The sequence below is a fragment of the Caulobacter sp. SRI_014 genome, assembly GCF_057586315.1.
In genome coordinates, this window is sequence record NZ_JBYCZQ010000001.1 from 284,647 (window position 1) to 300,674 (window position 16,028).

Genomic DNA, 16,028 nt, shown 5'->3' on the forward strand with positions numbered 1-16,028 from the left:
CCGCTGTTCGCTGACCGTTCGGGGGCGAGTTGAGGGGTGGGGAGACCCATGACGACTGCCGACGACTACCGGGCGCACGCCGCCCGCTGCCGCTCACTCACCCGCTGGATCAGCGACCGCGACGCCTGCGACAACCTCAAGCGGCTGGCCCACGAGTGCGACGACGCGGCCCGCCGGCTGGACGCCGACAACCGCGAGACCGAAGCGCGCAGCTGGTCGGCGGGTCTAGCCACCGACAGATCTGTCCCCTAGGCTTTCAGGCCTGTATCCTTGGGGGACTGCGTATGTTCGGACGTGTGATGCTGGGCCTGGCGGCGGCTGTGGCCCTGACCGCGAGCGCCCAGGCGGCGGAAAAGATCGTCACGGTGAAGGTCGACGGCGTGGATATCCGCATCCCGCTGCCCGAGGGCATGTGCGAGACCCCGCCCGGCCCCTATGCCGACGCGGCCGCCCAGACCGCCGCGGCCGACAAATTCAACGACACCATCATCACCGTCTTCAGCTGCGACCTGCTGGCCGGCAAGTCCAGCGCCATCACCTACGCGATCATGAAGCGGCCGGCCTCGATGCGGGGTCAGACCCTTGAGCGGTCGGCCGTCGTCGCCGAGTACCGGAAGGATCCGGCCGCCTTCAAGAAGGCCCTCAACGCCGGCGCCAACAGCGCCGAGGCCAAGGAGATGCTCGACGAGCTGGTGCCGCCCGACACAAAGATTTCCACCGGCCTGACTCCGGCCGGCGCCGACGATGACGGCATCTATGTCTCCGGCGTCGCCAATGTGCAGGGCAATGGCATGCCCTCGAGCGTCGCCATCGGCATGGGCATCACCTCGGTGAAGGGCAAGATGCTGAGCTGGAACACCTACGCCACCGGCGACACCGCCGGCGTGGTCGGCAACCAGCTGCGCATCGCCAAGGCGGCGACCAAGGCCCTGGTCAAGGCCAACTAGCAAAATCCCCGGCTCTCGGGTGAGAGCCGGGGATTCCGCTTCCGTGACGCCCTAGGCCGTCACCTCGGTGACGATGCCGGCCCCGACCGTGCGGCCACCCTCACGGATGGCGAAGCGCACGCCCGGCTCGATGCCGACCGGCTTCATCAGCTCGAAGCCGATGTCGGCCCGGTCGCCCGGGTTCACCTGGACGCCGTCCGCGGGGTTGAGGACGCCGGTGACGTCCGTGACCCCGAAGAACAGCTGCGGACGGTAGCCGGCCGCGAACGGCGTATGCCGCCCGCCCTCGTCCGGCGTCAGGACGAAGACCTGCGCCCGGCCCTTGGTGTGCGCCGTGACAGCGCCCGGCGCGCTAAGCACCTGGCCACGGGTCACCTCGTCACGCTTCAGGCCGCGCAGCAGCAGGCCGACGTTCATCCCGGCCCGGGCCTCCGGAATGTTCTTCCGGAAGGCTTGCGTGCCGGTGACGATGACCTCGGCGCCGTCGTTGTCGAGACCGATGATCTCGACGGCGTCGCCGATCTTCAGCACCCCGCGCTCGACACGGCCGGACACCACCGTGCCGCGCCCCGGGATGGTGTGCACCCCTTCGATCGGCATCAGGAACGGCCCCTCGAAGTCGCGCACCGGGTCGGGGATGGTCGCATCCAGCGCCGCCACCAGCTCACCGATGGCCGCCACGTCCGGGTCATCGAGATCACCCCGCTTGACCGCGTCCAGGGCCTTCAGCGCGCTGCCGAACACGAAGGCGGCGTCCTCGTAGCCCTGGCTGGCCAGCAGGTCGCCGGTCTCCAGCTGGATAATCGCCTTCATGTCGTCCCGCTCGTCCTCGGCGAGCATGTCCATCTTGTTGACGAACACGACCATGTGGCGGACGCCCACCTGGCGGGCCAGGAGCACGTGCTCGATGGTCTGCTTGGCGGCGCCCTTGGTGGCGTCGACGAGCAGGATGGCGCCGTCCATCTGCGAGGCGCCGGTGATCATGTTCTTCACATAGTCGGCGTGCCCGGGGCAGTCGATGTGGGCGTAGTGACGGGCCTCGGACTCATACTCAACATGGGTGGTGTTGATGGTGATGCCGCGGGCCTTTTCCTCGGGCGCCTTGTCGATCTGATCGAACGACAGGGCCTGGCCGCCGAAGCGGACCGCCTGCACCTGGGTGAGGGCGGCCGTCAGGGTGGTCTTGCCATGGTCGACGTGACCGATGGTGCCGACGTTGAGGTGGGTCTTGATAGGCATTGGTCTTTCTTTCTGCCTGTTTGGGTGTCCTCCGGCGCGGCCAACGCCGGGGGACTGGGAAATCCCGGCGTCCCGGGATGGGGGATGGGCGGATCGCCCAAAACGAAAAAGGCTCGCGGACCGGAGTCCGCGAGCCTGACCAGACCCGGAACCCCTGAAGGGCTCCGGACAATGTCCGCAGCCCTTCAGCTCGAGACGCCCTCCGACGCGCGCAGCGCGCAGCCGCCATCGACGCGCGGCGTTTCGCTGGCGAATGGCAGGACAGCATTGAACTTGGTGAGACCCATGGGTCTGCTCCGTCGATGAGGGGCATGATAGCCCAAGAAAAAACCCCGGAGGCGGGCGCCATCCGGGGTCTTTCGACGGGTCGGAAGGCGTTCCGCCTTGCCGACTATTGGCGAGGCGTCAGTTGTCGAGCGCGTACGAGGCGGCGCCGTCGGCTTTCGCCGTCGGTTCGACTGCACAAAACTGGTCCAGGGACCGCGACATCTTCAGCTTCACTCCGTTAGAAGGCGGCGCAGGTAACACCGCTCGATCAGTTCCGCAAGGGGCGGCCTACTCGGCTGCGCCGCGATGCTCCACCCGGTGGGGCCAAAGGGTGTCGGCCACCTCGCTCCACAGCCGGCCGATCTCGGCCGCCGCCGGGCCGCGCGGTTCGAACTCCAACACCCCCTGGCCGCGCCACAGGCTTTCCTGGAAGGCGACCCGGGCCCGCAGGCCGACGTGGGCGATCGGGAAGCCCAGCAGACGGGCGGCCTCCACGGCGCGGGCGATCACCGGGCTCTCGACCCCGGCGCGGCGGCTGGGCGCCTGGTTGAGGACGACCAGGCCCGGGCATCCCGACTCCCGTACGGCCTGGGCGGCCGGCGCCAGGGCGGCGAGGTCGAAATAGCTCGGCCGGCAGACCAGGATAGCCAGGTCGGCCAGGCGGATGGCGGCGCTGGAGATGGCGTCGCCGCCGGCCGGCGTATCCATGATCAGCAGGTCGCGGCCCGCCCGCTCGGCGGCGTTGGCGACCGGAAACAGGGTGCCGCCGTTCGACGGCCGCACGTCCGGCGCCTCATCCCGCCGGCCGGCCGCCCAGGCGGTCGCCGAGCCCTGCAGGTCGAGATCGGCGATGCTGACGCTCAGGCCATCCCTGATGGCGGCCACGGCGAGGTTGACCGACAGCGTGGTCTTGCCGGTTCCACCCTTGCGCGACAGCAGCACCAGTTTGCGCAACGACCCCGGCCTCCCGCGCCTTGTCTCCCGTCTTGGGGGACTCAACGTTCAGGCGAAGTCTAGACCTCTTTGGGCCCCGGCCATAGGCCCCGCCGAAGGGTGCGGTGTTGCGCCCCGGAAATGTTCTGAAATGTGTGAAATATCATGAACTTAACCTGACGCGTGCCGTTCAGGTCAGGCTCAGTCGGCGACCGCGATAGTGGCCCCGTCATCAGGACCGGGGCGCTCTCCCCAGCGCCCCACAACAAAGGAAAGAAGACCATGAAGAAGCTGCTGATCTCCGCCGTCGCCCTGTCGTTGCTGGCCGGCGGCGCCACCACCGCCTCGGCCGCCCCGCGCGATGTGCGTGAGGCCCGTCAGGACGTCCGCGAAGCCCGCCAGGACCTGCGCGACGCCCGTCAGGACAACCGCTACGAACGCCGCGCCGCCAAGCGCTACAAGGCCGGCCGCTACCAGCCGCCGCGCGGTTACCAGGTGCGCCGCTTCCACCGCGGCCAGACCCTGCCGGCCGCCTACCGCAACCGCGCCTACAACGTGAACTACCGGACCTACGGCCTGCAGGCCCCGCCGCGCGGCTATGAGTACCGCCGGGTCGGCAACGACGTGGTGCTGACCGCCCTGGCCAGCGGCCTGATCACCGCCGTGGTGCTGGACCTGTTCAACTAGTCCAGCCCGTCAGACCAACAAGCGCCCTCGCAGCCTGCGCTGCGGGGGCGCTTTGCCGCCTACTCGCTGGCCGGACGTCGGCGCACGAAGCGCCACAGGCTCCACAGCGCGAACAGCATCACCGCCAGCACCAGGGGAATCAGCACCGGGGCCAGCATGGCCAGCAGGGTGGTGAAGATCGCCGCTATGTCCTCGCCCACCGAGATGAAGGGATTGGCCAGGCCCGCCGTCGTGCCGGTGCTGACCACCCGGGTGCCGGCCTGGGCGGCGTGGAAGGCCAGAGCCGTGGGAGCCCCGATGATCAGGCCCGCGATGGCGGCGACCATGGGATCGAAGTGGGAAAAGGCGGCGCCGGCCGCCACGGCCCCGGCGATCGGCCGGATGATGGTGCCGACCGCGCTGAGCGCGTGATCGACCGCCGGGATCTTGTCGGCCGCCAGCTCGATGACGGTGGCGATGCCGAGCGCGATCAGCGCGGGGGTCGAGTCCAGCCAGCTCATGGCGTCGGCCAGCTGCATGCCAAACAGCTGGAACTTGGCCGCCAGGCCGAGGCCCAACAGCGGCAGGAAGGTGCGAAATCCGGTGGCGGCGGCAAGGCCGACGCCGAGCAGGGCCGGCAGGATCCAGGTTTCCATGCCTGGGAGCCTACCAGCCCCTAACGGTGTTGTCTCAGCCTCTACGCGGCCTGGCGGAAGTCGGTGTCGATGACGGCGCCGATCTGCTCGCGGGCATTGCCCATGGCTTCCTCGACGGCGGCCGGGCCGAAGCCCAGCTTTTCGGCGCGGACGACGGTCACGTCGGTGACGCCCATGAAGCCCAGCAGGGTCTTCAGGTGCGGCTCCTGACTGTCCAACGCGGCGGCCGGGCCTTCGCTGTAGAGACCGCCCCGCGAGAGGACGACGATGGCCTTTTTGCCGGTAACCAGGCCTTCGGGGCCGGCTTCGCTGTACTTGAAGGTCTCACCCGCCCGCAGGACGTGGTCGAACCAGGTCTTCAGGCCGCTCGGGATGGCGAAATTGTACATCGGAGCGCCGATGACCAGGACGTCGCTGTCCTTCAGTTCACCGATCAGCGCCTTCTGCAGGTTGCGGGCCTCGACCTGGGCCGGGGTGACCGGATCGGCCCCGCGGATGGCGCCGACGGTCTCGGGCGTCAGGTGGGGGATGGGATCGGCGCCCAGATCGCGCTCGATGATCGCCACGCCGGGGCGGCTGAGCGCGTCGACGGCGGTCTGGACGAGGGCGCGGCTGGCGGAAGCGTCGCCGCTGAGGCTGCTGTTGAGGACGAGGACCTTGGTCATCTTGAATTTCTCCATGTGGCCCAGCCTTGGGGGCTTCGGGGCCGTGACGGACAGATGCGCCTGGAAGGGCCCAATCGGTAGCTGTGCGGGTTGCAGTTCTGTGTTGACGAAACTGGAACACTGACCATCTGATGGGCAGGGATTGTTTCATCTGAGGAGCGGGCGAGTGTCCGATCTGGAGTCCATCCGAGCCTTCGTCGAGGTGGTGGAGACCGGCGGCTTCAGCCGCGCCGCCGCCCGGCTGGGGGTGTCCAAGTCGATCCTGTCGCGGCGGGTCTCGGCGCTTGAGGCGGACCTCGGCGCGCGGCTGTTGTCGCGCACCACCCGGGGCATCAGCCCGACCGAGGCGGGGCTGGAGTTCAAGCTGCGCGCCGAACGCATCCTGGCCGACCTCGAGGAGGCCCGTGAGGCCGTAGCCCGGAGCGGCGAGTCCTTGGGCGGTACGCTGCGGATCGCCCTCCCCCTCTCCTTCGGCCTGCGCCATGTGCAGCCGGTCCTGCAGGAACTGGCCCTGGAGCATCCCCGGTTGAAGATCGAGGCGGCCTACAGCGACGGCCTGGTCGACCTGGTGGCCGAGCGGTTCGACGTGGCGGTGCGGTTGGGGGTGCTGGCCGACTCGACCCTGGTCGCCCGCCGGATCGCGCCGATCCACGCCGCCGTTCTGGCCAGCCCGGCCTATCTGGACCGATGTGGAAGGCCCGCCACGCCGGCCGACCTCGCCGACCACGATGCGGTGGTCCAGACCGGCATGCGCCAGGGCGAGGCCTGGCGTTTCCAGGACGGCAAGCGGACGATCACCGTGCGGCCCGGGGCCCGCTTCCGGGCCGACAACGCCGAGGCCGTGGCCCGGGCGGCGGTGGCGGGCCTGGGCGTCGCCATGCTGCCGACCTTCCTGGCCGGGACCTACATCGAGACCGGCGAACTGGAGCCCATCCTCACGGGCTTTCCCATCGGCGCCGACGCCGGCCTCTACATCGTGCGGCCGTCCGGCTCCGCCCCCGCCAAGGTCCGCATCCTCACCGACCGCATGGTCGAACGCTTCGGCGGCGAACCCTATTGGGACGCCTGCGCCATGCACCGGGCGGAGATGAAACCGGCTTCATGATTCAAACGACTGATTGACTTGCCCTCGCAACATACCCCAAATTCGAAAATGAAGTCGGCCGTAGAGCCGTTCGTCACAGGGTGGAATTGTTGATGACCGAAGCCGCGCAGCCGCTCGGCCCGCGCCCTCGCGTGGGCCTGGGCACCAAGATCCTTTACGGCATGGGCTCCGTCGCCTTCGGCATCAAGGACAACGGCTACAGGGTCTTCCTCCTGCTGTTCTATAACCAGGTGGTTGGGATGGATCCCCGCGCCGTCGGCTTCGCCATCACCCTGGCGCTGATCATCGACTGCGTGATCGATCCGGTGCTCGGGGAAATCTCCGATAACTGGCGGTCTCGATGGGGGCGCAGGCATCCCTTCATGTATGCCTCGGCCCTGCCGGTCGCCCTCTCCTTCCTCCTGCTGTGGAACCCGCCCGCCGGCTGGGGCGAAGGCGCCCTGTTCTGGTACCTGGTGGCGGTCGCCGTCCTCGGCCGCAGCTTCATCACCATGTACGAGGTGCCCTCCTCGTCCCTGTCCGCGGAACTGAGCGAGGATTACGATGAGCGCAGCTCGATCCTCGGCTGGCGCTACTTCTTCGCCTGGTGGGGCGGCCTGACGCTCACCGTCGTGATGTTCTTCGTTTTCATGCAGCCGACGCCGGAGATCAAGAACGGCCAGCTCAATCCCGAAGCCTACAAGATGTACGGCTACGTCGGGGCGGTGCTGATGTTCCTGTCGATCATCGTCTCGGCGGCGGGCACCCACCGGTTCATACCCTGGCTTCGACGGGCGCCGGTGCAGGCGGCCCGCACCGTCAAGCAGACCCTGATCCAGATGAAGGACACCCTGTCCAACCGGCCCTTCGTGGTCATCACCCTGGTCGGCCTGGTCGCCGCCATCGCCCAGGGGGTCAGCTTCACCCTGGCCTTCTACTTCTCGACCTACTTCTGGGAGCTCAACTCCTTCTGGACCGGCGTGCTGGTCCTCGACAGCTACATCTCCTCGGCCGTCGCCCTGATCGCTGCGCCGATGCTGTCGAAGCGGTCGGGCAAGAAGAAGGCCGGCGCCATTCTGTTGGCCCTGTCGGTGTTGACCGGCTTTGCGCCCTTGCTGCTGCGGTTGCTCGGCTGGTTCCCCGAGAACTCGGACATGTATGGGGAGATCCCGTCAATCGTCCCCTGGCTGTTCCTCGACGGCGTCATCCGCGGCATCTTCGGCATCACCGCCGCAATCCTGATCACCTCGATGCTGGCCGATGTGGTCGAGCATTCGGAGGTCAAGACCGGCCGCCGGTCGGAAGGCCTGTTCTTCGCCTTCACCAGCCTGGTTCAGAAGGCGGTCGGCGGCGTCGGCGTCATGGCCGCCAGCTTCCTGCTGGTGCTGATCGACTTCCCCCGCAACGCCAAGCCCGGCGAGGTGGATGCGGCGGTTATCACCAACATGGCGCTGGTCTACATGCCCGTCCTGGCCATCCTGTATGGGACGGCCCTGGCCATCATGCAGCTCTACAATATCAGCCGTGAGACCCACACGGAGAACCTGCGGATCATCGCCGCCAAGAATGAGGCGGCCGAGGCGGCGGATATCGTGCCCTAGGCCCGGCCCCCCTCGGTGATGGCGCTGTAGACCAGGGTCCGCAGCTCCCGCCGCACGGGATAGGCGCTGCTGGGCAGGACCTGGGTGAGGAAGACCACGGCCAGGTCTTCCTCCGGGTCGACCCAGAAGAAGGTGCTGGCCGCGCCGCCCCAGAAGAACTCGCCCTTCGAACCGGGGATCATGGTGGCGGCCGGATCGATGGTCACCCCGAAGCCGAGCCCGAAACCGACGCCGGCGTAGGTCGCCTCACTGAACAGGCTCCTGGACATCTGTGTGAGGTCCTTGTTGCCCGGAAGGTGGTTGGCGCTCATCAGCTGGATGGTCTTGGGCCCCAGCAGCCGCACGCCGTCCAGCTCGCCGCCGTTCAGCAGCATGCGGGCGAACTTCATGTAGTCGCCTGCTGTCGAGACAAGGCCGCCGCCGCCCGACAGGAAGCTGGGGTGCTTCAGATAGGGGCTCTTCTTCGGGTCGTCCTGCAACTGCGGCTTGGCGGCGATCGGCAGCTTGGAGCCAAGCGCGCCAACGGCGTAGCAGGCGGTGAAGCGGTCGGCCTTGTCCTTGGGCACGCTGAAGGCGGTGTCGGTCATGCCCAGCGGCTTGAAGATGCGCTCCTCGAAGAAGACATCCAGGGTCTGGCCCGAGATGATCTCGACCAGCCGGCCGACGATGTCGGTCGACACCGAATAGTTCCAGGCATCCCCCGGCGAGAACTGCAGCGGCACCCCGGCAAGGGCGGTGACGGTCTCGGCCAGGCTGGGTCCGTGGAAGCTTTCGCCCAGCTTCTGTTGGCGATAGGCGGCGTCAACGTTGCCGAACTGCTGGAAGCCGTAGGTCAGGCCCGAGGTGTGGCGCAAGAGGTCGAGAACCAGCATCGGCCGGTCGACAGGTTTGGACTGGAAGGTCTCCAGATAGCCGCCATTGAAGACGCCCAGGTCCTTCCACTCGGGGATGAACCTGGTGACCGGGTCATCCAGCGCGATCAGCCCCTCCTCGACGAGCATCATCAGCGCCACCGAGGTGACCGGCTTGGTCATCGAATAGATGCGGAAGAGGTCGTCGCCCTTGAGCTTGCGCTCGCGTTCCCGGTCGGCGAGGCCCAGCACCGTCTCATAGGCCAGCTTGCCGCGCCGCCAGACCTGCACCTGAGCGCAAGGCAGCTTGCCGGTGTCGATGTAGCGCTCGCTCAGGAAGGCCTCGATACGGCCCAGGCGTTCAGACGACAGGCCCAGCTTTTCGGGTTTGGTCACGCGTGAAGTCCCCTCAGACGGATGCGACGATCAGCCTTATCGAACGCCGGGTATGGGGCAACCCAAACTTTACGAGATTGCGCGACCATCGCTCTCGTACAGGGGACGGAAACGTCATGAGCCGCAACGACGGCCGGATCGAAGCGGAGGCCGCCGAGTGGTTCTTCGCCAGCAGCGATGACATCTTCGTCGTCCTGGACGACGGGGTCATCGACCGCGTGAACCCGACCTGGACCAAGCTGACCGGCTGGTCCGAGGACGAGGTGACAGGCCGGCACTTCACCGACTTCTGCCATCCCGATGAGCATGAGCTGATCGCCGAGACCGTTCGTTCGCTGGTCGAGCGGGGACAGGCCCTCTGCGAGCACCGCATGATGCTCAAGTCCGGCAAGGCCATGTGGGTGCGGGCCAAGAGCAAGCTGCGCGAGGACGGGGTGGCCCTGATCGTGCTGCAGGACATCACCGAAACCCGGCGCATGGCCGAGCAGGCGGCGCGGGCGGTCAGCACCAACGAGATGCTGCGCGAGGACGCCGGCATCTACACCTGGCGGTTCGATCCCCGCAGCAATCGCTACATGGTCAACGACGACATGGCCAAGGAGGGGACCCGCGGGACCCAGGGCCGGCGTCAGCTGACCGCCGACGAGATGACGGCCGAGATCCATCCCGACGACCAGGGGCGGGTGACCGAGAACTTCATCCACACCATCATGACCGGCGAGCCCCGGGTGGTGGAGTACCGCCACTTCCGGGCCGAAGGTGGCTGGGCGCGGCTGCGGGCCGCCTGGCGCGGCGGCTATCAGCAGGAGAGCGGCCACTGGGAAGTGGTCGGCCTGACCCAGGACGTCACCGAACTGGCCGAGGCCCGCGACGCGGCCCTGGGCGCCGCCGAGGTCCAGGCGCAGTTCCTGGCCAACATGAGCCATGAGATCCGCACCCCGATGAACGGGGTGCTGGGCGTGCTGCATCTGCTCAAGCACGAGAACCTCTCGGCCGATGGGGCGAGACTGCTCGACGAGGCGCTTGGCTGCGGGGCCATGCTGGCCGAGCTGCTCAACGACGTCATCGACTTCTCGCGCATCGAGGCCGGCAAGCTGGACCTCTGCCCGGAGGCCGTGCGGCCAGCCGATCTGCTCGACAGTGTCGCCTCCTTGCTGGCCACGCAGGCGCACGACAAGGACCTCTATCTCAAGGTCGAGGCCGAGGACTGCGGCTGGGCCATGGTCGATCCGGTGCGGCTGCGCCAGATCCTGTTCAACCTGATCGGCAATGCCGTAAAATTCACCGCCCACGGCGGCGTCACCGTGCGTTTGGCGGCCGCCGGGGCGGGCGCCGACCGCAAGCTCACCTTCGAGATCGCCGACACCGGCATCGGCATCGCCGCCGAGACCCAGGACCGCCTGTTCGAGCGCTTCCGCCAGGCCGACGGCTCAGCCACCCGGCGGTTCGGCGGCTCGGGCCTGGGCCTGGCCATCGCGCGGGGCCTGGCCGAACAGATGGGCGGGGCCATCCGCCTGGACAGCACCCCTGGCGAAGGCTCGACCTTCCGCGTCGAGATCGCCGGCCCCGCCTGCGAGGCGCCGGTCGCCAATCCCGCGGACGAGGACGACGCCCTGCTCGGGGGGTTGAGGGCCCTGGTCGTCGAGGACAACGCCACCAACCGGCTGATCGCCACCCGCATGCTGGAGCATCTGGGGGCCTCAGTGACCACCGCCGACGACGGCGCCCAGGGGGTGGCGGCGGTCAAGCTGCAGGCCTTCGACCTGATCTTCATGGACATCCAGATGCCGGTCATGGACGGGCTGGCGGCCAGCGCCGCCATCCGGGCCCTGGACGGACCCCAGGCACAGACACCGATCATCGCCATGACCGCCAACGCCCTGGCCCATCAGGTCGAGAGTTACATGGCCGCCGGCATGAATGGCGGGGTGGCCAAACCCCTGTCGCCCGCCGCCCTGGTGCGGACCGTCGCCGAGGTGTTGGCCGAGGACTGGATCGAGGCCGCCCCGGATACTGTCCAATCCGGCGCCTAGAGGTTTTTCGAAAAGACGGTAGCAGATGACGCAGGGGCGGTCCTAAGGTGCGGGAGCCCATCTTGAGCCGCTTGATACAGATTTCATGACCGAGACCGCCGCCCCGGACCAGCCCGCCGCCACCGCCCGCTATGCGGCGCGGCGCGAGGCCATCCTGGCGGCCGCAACCGGCATCCTGAACAGGCAGGGCGTCAAGGGCATGACCCTGGCCGGGGTCGCGGCCGAGGTCGGGCTGATTACCACTTCGGTGACCTATTATTTCCGCCGCAAGGAGGACCTGGCGGCCGCCTGTTTCCTGCGCGGCATCGAGGCTTTCGAAGACCTGGTTTCCCGCTCGGCAGAGGCGCCGGACGCCCGGGGACGGCTGGACCGGTTCCTGGAGCTGTTCTTCGACCTGTCGCGCCGCATCCGCCTCAAGGAAGCGCCGCCGATGGTCAGCTTCAGCGAGATGCGCTCGCTGAAGGAGCCGCACCACGCCGAGGTCACCGGCGCCTTCACCGACATGTTCCGCCGGGTGCGGGGCTTCTTCGACGCCCCCGAGTTCGCGGGCCTCAGCCGCGCCGAGGCCAATGCCCGGACCCATCTGCTGCTCGAGCAGGCCTTCTGGACCTTCTCCTGGCTGCGCCGCTACGACGTCGAGGACTATCCGCGCCTGCGCGAGCGGATGAGCGACATCCTGACCGGCGGCCTGGCCAGCAAGAGCCGCAGCTGGGCGCCGCCCGCCCTGCCCCGGCTGACCGAGGAGCCGCCGGCCGAGCCGGGCGGCGAGGTCTCGCGCACCACCTTCCTGACCGCCGCCACCCGGCTGATCAACCAGCGCGGCTATCGCGGCGCCTCGGTGGAGGACATCTCGGCGGCGCTGAACGTCACCAAGGGCAGCTTCTACCATCACAACGAGGACAAGGATGAGCTGGTGCTGGCCTGTTTCGACCGCACCTTCACCGTCCTGCGCGCCGCCCAGTTGGCCGCTCGCGACCTCAAGGCCGACCAGTGGACGCGGCTGGCGGCGGCGGCCTCGGCCCTGACCGAGTTCCAGCTGTCGGACGAGGGGCCGCTGCTGCGCGGCTCGTCGATGACCGCCCTGCCGATCGAGATCCGCCAGGACATCTCCGACCGCTACGCCCGCATCTCCGACCGCTTCGCCGGCATGATCTCGGACGGCATCGCCGAGGGCTCGATCCGGCCGGTCGATCCGCTGGTCGCCGCACACATGCTCAACGCCCTGCTCAACGCCGCCGCCTCGATGGGGGCCTGGGTGACGGGGCTGGAGAAGGACGAGGCCGCCGGCCTGTTCGTGCGCCCGCTGATGCTGGGGTTGTTCACGCGTTAGGGGACCGGTTGCGTGCGTGAGCACGCTACCTGTCCCCGATCAGCGCCGGCTGTCGACACATCCGCGCTCAAGACGTCTGGATCACGCCAGTACGAGCCTCCTCCGCAAATCGGGGACAGGTAGCGCGCTTCGCACGCAACCGGTCCCCAAACGAAAAAGGGGCGGTCCGAAGACCGCCCCTTTCCCGTCCGGCCGGATCGCTCCGACTAGAACTTCTTGGACAGGCTGAACTTGAAGGTCCGGCCCAGGCCACTCGCCGTGAAGGGGTCGTAGCTGAGGTCCAGGCGGGCGAAGGGCGGATCTTCGTCCATGATGTTGTCGGCGCTGATGGCCAGCGTCGAATCCCAGGGCAGGAAGACCCGGTAGGTGAAATCGATGGTGGTGAAGCTGTCGATATTCTTGCCGTTCGTATTGGCCGGAGCCGCCGTACGGATCGGGTTGTTCGTGAAGTAGGTGCCCGCCGCGAACGGCGAGATCCGTTGGTCGGTGTAGCCGTCGATGTGACGGACGGTGACCCGGGCGTTGTGCGGCCCGTTGTTGTACTCCAGGAACATGCTGCCCTTCCACTGCGGCAGCGGGTAGGCAGTGGTCTGGTAGTTGAGCAGGCCGACCGCGTCGAAGGACGGGCTGAGGACCACACCGGCGACGTTCAGGTCGTCGGTGACGTACTCGATCACGTAGGTGGCCGAACCACCGACGGTCAGGGTGCCGCCGCCCACGTCGAAGTCGTATTCGGCGAGAAGGTCGACACCCGAGGTCTTCACCCCGGCCCCGTTGATGGTGTTGGTCTGCACCCGGGTGATGGCCGCCGAAGCCGCCGACGCCGAGGCGAAGGAGGCGCAGGTGGCGCCGCCCGAGAAGCTGAACCGCGAAGCGAACGGGCTGGCGCAGTTGGCCATCTGTCCGGCGCCGATGCCGCCCGGGAACACCTGGGCCACCAGGCCGGAAACCGGCTCGGTGGTGATCGGGTCCTGGAAGTCGAAGTTGAAGTAGTCGAGCGAGGCCTTCAGGCCGCCAACCTCGAGGATGACCCCGATGTTGTAGGTGGTGGCGGTTTCGGGCTCGAGGTCCGGATCACCGTAGATGTCGACGGCGCGGAAGGTGCCGTTGATCGACTGCAGCGAGGTGACGAAGTCGGTGGTCAGTTGGCTGGGCACCGGAGCCCGGAAGGTGGTGCCGAGCGAGGCGCGGACGGCCAGGGGCTCGAAGATCTGCCATTTGGCGGAGATCTTCGGATTGAAGGTCTCGCCGACGTCCTCGATGCTTTCGTAGCGGGCCGCGATGCTGACGTTGAAGCTGTCGGTGAACGGCAGGCTGACTTCACCGAAGCCGGACCAGGTGCTTTGCTCGACATAGGCATTGCTGCCGACGCCGAGGAAGGCGAACGGACCCGACGGGGAGGCGCAGGTCTTGCTGCCGTTGATCGGGGTGTCGAGGCAGGGGTTGATGGCCCGGTTGGAAATGTCGTTGAACCAGACATCGAAGGTCGAGCGGCGGTACTGACCGCCGACCGCCCAGGCCGCGTCGCCGCCGCCAAGGGTGAACATCTTGCCGCTCAGCAGGGCCTCGACAACGAACATGCCCGTCTTTTGCTCGGTTTCCTGTTTCTGGAAGAACCAGCGGGTCAGGTCAGGATCGTTGGCCAGGGCCGGGTCGAAGTCCGGCGAGCCCGGAATGGCGCTGGAGAAGGGGTTGAAGAACTGGCAGGTCGATCCCGGCAGGTTGGCGGCGATGTTGTTGCAGTTGGCGCCGCCGAGGCCGCGCAGGGCGAGCTGGTAGCGGCCGACGATGGTGTCGTAGCCGGTCCGGTTGCCGCGCTCTTCGCCGTAGGTGGCGCTGATCTGCCAGTTGAGGTCTTCGGCGAACTGGCCGCTGAGTTCGGCGGACAGACGATAGGCCTCGAAGTTCCGGCTGCCTTGCGACGCGCCGTAGTTGAACATCGGGTTGCCGCCGAGCAGGTGCGGACGGTTGGCGACGTTCAGCACACCGCCGCCGAGCAGGGCCGAGGGCCCGCCGACGCAGGGGTTTTGGGCCGCGCCGGTGGTGCAGAGCCCGGTGGCCAGGCTGTAGTTGCCGAGCGTCGGGTTATCGATGCCGTAGCGGATCAGGCCGGGGTTGGTGGCTGGGATGAAGTAGCGGCCGGGAACCGGCGAGGTGGTCGCGGTCGGGGTGGCCAGCAGAGCGTACGACGGCGAGGTCTTCCACTCCGGCACGTCGGTCGAGGCGAAGAGGCCTTCGATGTGCAGCTTGGTGGTGTCGTTGAACTCGTGATTGAACTCGCCGTAGACCTGGAAGCGCTCTTCGCGTTCGACCAGGTTGTCGAACTCGATGTAGTGGGCGTAGCAGACCGGGGTCGCGCCGCTGAAGCCGGCGAAGCCGCCCAGGGCCGAACAGTTGCTGTCGCGGAAGCCGGTGGTCGAGGCCGCCAGCGGGATAAAGGTCGAGGGCGAGCCCGCCGCCGACCAGCCGTTTTCGGGGTTTTCGAGGTAGCCGCGGTTGGCGAAGTCACGTTCCTTGACGTTCAGTTCGGAGCGGTGCTGGTAGCCGAAGGCCACGAAGGCGTCGGATGCGTCGCCCGACCAGCCCCAGGAGGCGTTGGCCGTCCAGTCGCCGTCGGAGCCGTCGACCAGCTTGTAGCTGGCGCCCAGTTCGCCGCCTTCCTGGCCCTTCTTGGTGATGAAGTTGACCACGCCGGCGATGGCGTCGGAGCCGTAGGTGGCGGCGGCGCCGTCCTTCAGCACTTCGACCCGGCCGATGGCGGCCGAGGGGATGATGTTGGTGTCGACCGCGCCGGCGCCGGCAAGGGCGAAGGGGTTGATCGGCATGCGGCGGCCGTTGAGCAGGACGAGGGTCCGCGTCGGGCCAAGACCACGCAGGTTGACCGAGCCGGAGCCTTCAGACCCCTGGGCCCGGGCGTCGAACTGGTTGGTGTCGCCGAGGACGCCGTTGGAGACCGACAGGCCCTTCAGGAGTTCGACGGTGGAGGGCGAGCCCTGCTTGGCCAGTTCTTCGGCGCCGATCACGTCGACGGGCAGGGCCGCGTCTTCCGGGGTGCCCGCGATCAGCGAGCCGGTGATGACGACTTCTTCGACGGCGGCCGGTTCGTCCTGGGCCGCGGCGACGCCGCCGAACCCGATGGCTGCAACCATGGCCAAGGCGGACCCGCCGGCCAGATACGCAATCCTACGCATAATACTCCCTCCCTGTTGTTTCCTGGTGGCCCCGCGCTTCTTGTGGTCGAGCGTCGGTGACCGGGTTCAAGTTTGATTTATCCGCTGCCGGGATTGCCTCCCCGAACAAGCAGGCCGTGGGGCGCGAACGAAGATGTCCGGCCGATCTTGATGTCTTGGGATGGAGTGG

The 16,028-nt window shown here is 67.8% G+C and carries 13 protein-coding genes; 7 read left to right on the forward strand and 6 right to left on the reverse strand.

The genetic code is table 11. From position 1 onward, the window contains the following. Window positions 1-48: 48 nt before the first annotated feature. Both AC2YG9_RS01650 and AC2YG9_RS01655 read left to right on the forward strand, forming a co-directional pair. Window positions 49-252 carry a hypothetical protein gene (locus tag AC2YG9_RS01650; RefSeq protein ID WP_487296182.1) on the forward strand — a complete coding sequence of 68 codons (204 nt, stop codon included), beginning with the start codon at window positions 49-51 and terminating at the stop codon, window positions 250-252. A 32-nt stretch (window positions 253-284) separates the two neighbouring features. Further along, window positions 285-947, forward strand: coding sequence for a hypothetical protein (locus AC2YG9_RS01655; protein WP_487296183.1), 663 nt, complete (start codon window positions 285-287; stop codon window positions 945-947). Between the two features lie 51 nt (window positions 948-998). On the opposite strand, the gene tuf is transcribed toward AC2YG9_RS01655, so the two are convergent. Together tuf and AC2YG9_RS01665 are read right to left on the reverse strand one after the other, a co-directional pair. After that, the gene (tuf, locus tag AC2YG9_RS01660) at window positions 999-2,186 is read right to left on the reverse strand and encodes an elongation factor Tu (protein WP_487296184.1); all 1,188 of its coding nucleotides are present in this window, start codon (window positions 2,184-2,186) and stop codon (window positions 999-1,001) included. A 555-nt stretch (window positions 2,187-2,741) separates the two neighbouring features. Further along, window positions 2,742-3,407, reverse strand: coding sequence for a division plane positioning ATPase MipZ (locus AC2YG9_RS01665; protein ID WP_487296185.1), 666 nt, complete (start codon window positions 3,405-3,407; stop codon window positions 2,742-2,744). A gap of 261 nt (window positions 3,408-3,668) precedes the next feature. On the opposite strand from AC2YG9_RS01665, the gene AC2YG9_RS01670 reads away from it, so the two are divergent. Further along, window positions 3,669-4,073, forward strand: coding sequence for an RcnB family protein (locus AC2YG9_RS01670; protein ID WP_487296186.1), 405 nt, complete (start codon window positions 3,669-3,671; stop codon window positions 4,071-4,073). A gap of 59 nt (window positions 4,074-4,132) precedes the next feature. Here the strand turns inward: AC2YG9_RS01670 and AC2YG9_RS01675 are convergent, their stop codons facing one another. Next, window positions 4,133-4,708 (reverse strand): DUF4126 domain-containing protein, encoded by a 576-nt coding sequence (locus AC2YG9_RS01675; protein ID WP_487296187.1) that lies wholly within the window; start codon window positions 4,706-4,708, stop codon window positions 4,133-4,135. 41 nt (window positions 4,709-4,749) lie between these two features. After that, a complete protein-coding gene (locus tag AC2YG9_RS01680; protein ID WP_487296188.1) occupies window positions 4,750-5,373 on the reverse strand; it encodes an FMN-dependent NADH-azoreductase in 624 nt (207 codons plus the stop codon). A gap of 166 nt (window positions 5,374-5,539) precedes the next feature. Here AC2YG9_RS01680 and AC2YG9_RS01685 point away from each other — a divergent pair, with 166 nt between their 5' ends. Together AC2YG9_RS01685 and AC2YG9_RS01690 are read left to right on the forward strand one after the other, a co-directional pair. Next, the gene (locus AC2YG9_RS01685; protein WP_487296189.1) at window positions 5,540-6,478 is read left to right on the forward strand and encodes a LysR family transcriptional regulator; all 939 of its coding nucleotides are present in this window, start codon (window positions 5,540-5,542) and stop codon (window positions 6,476-6,478) included. 92 nt (window positions 6,479-6,570) lie between these two features. Further along, window positions 6,571-8,058 carry an MFS transporter gene (locus AC2YG9_RS01690; protein ID WP_487296190.1) on the forward strand — a complete coding sequence of 496 codons (1,488 nt, stop codon included), beginning with the start codon at window positions 6,571-6,573 and terminating at the stop codon, window positions 8,056-8,058. Here AC2YG9_RS01690 and AC2YG9_RS01695 read toward each other — a convergent pair. Next, on the reverse strand, window positions 8,055-9,305 hold the full coding sequence (locus AC2YG9_RS01695; protein WP_487296191.1) for a serine hydrolase domain-containing protein: 1,251 nt from the start codon (window positions 9,303-9,305) through the stop codon (window positions 8,055-8,057). The two genes, AC2YG9_RS01690 and AC2YG9_RS01695, sit on opposite strands and share 4 nt — an antisense overlap. Before the next feature lie 116 nt (window positions 9,306-9,421). On the opposite strand from AC2YG9_RS01695, the gene AC2YG9_RS01700 reads away from it, so the two are divergent. Continuing rightward, window positions 9,422-11,338, forward strand: a complete 1,917-nt coding sequence (locus AC2YG9_RS01700) for a PAS domain-containing hybrid sensor histidine kinase/response regulator (protein ID WP_487296192.1) — start codon at window positions 9,422-9,424, stop codon at window positions 11,336-11,338. 85 nt (window positions 11,339-11,423) lie between these two features. Then, complete coding sequence (locus tag AC2YG9_RS01705) at window positions 11,424-12,668, forward strand: TetR/AcrR family transcriptional regulator (protein WP_487296193.1); 1,245 nt, start codon at window positions 11,424-11,426, stop codon at window positions 12,666-12,668. A 206-nt stretch (window positions 12,669-12,874) separates the two neighbouring features. Here the strand turns inward: AC2YG9_RS01705 and AC2YG9_RS01710 are convergent, their stop codons facing one another. Further along, window positions 12,875-15,859, reverse strand: a complete 2,985-nt coding sequence (locus AC2YG9_RS01710; RefSeq protein WP_487296194.1) for a TonB-dependent receptor domain-containing protein — start codon at window positions 15,857-15,859, stop codon at window positions 12,875-12,877. Between the last annotated feature and the right edge of the window lie 169 nt (window positions 15,860-16,028).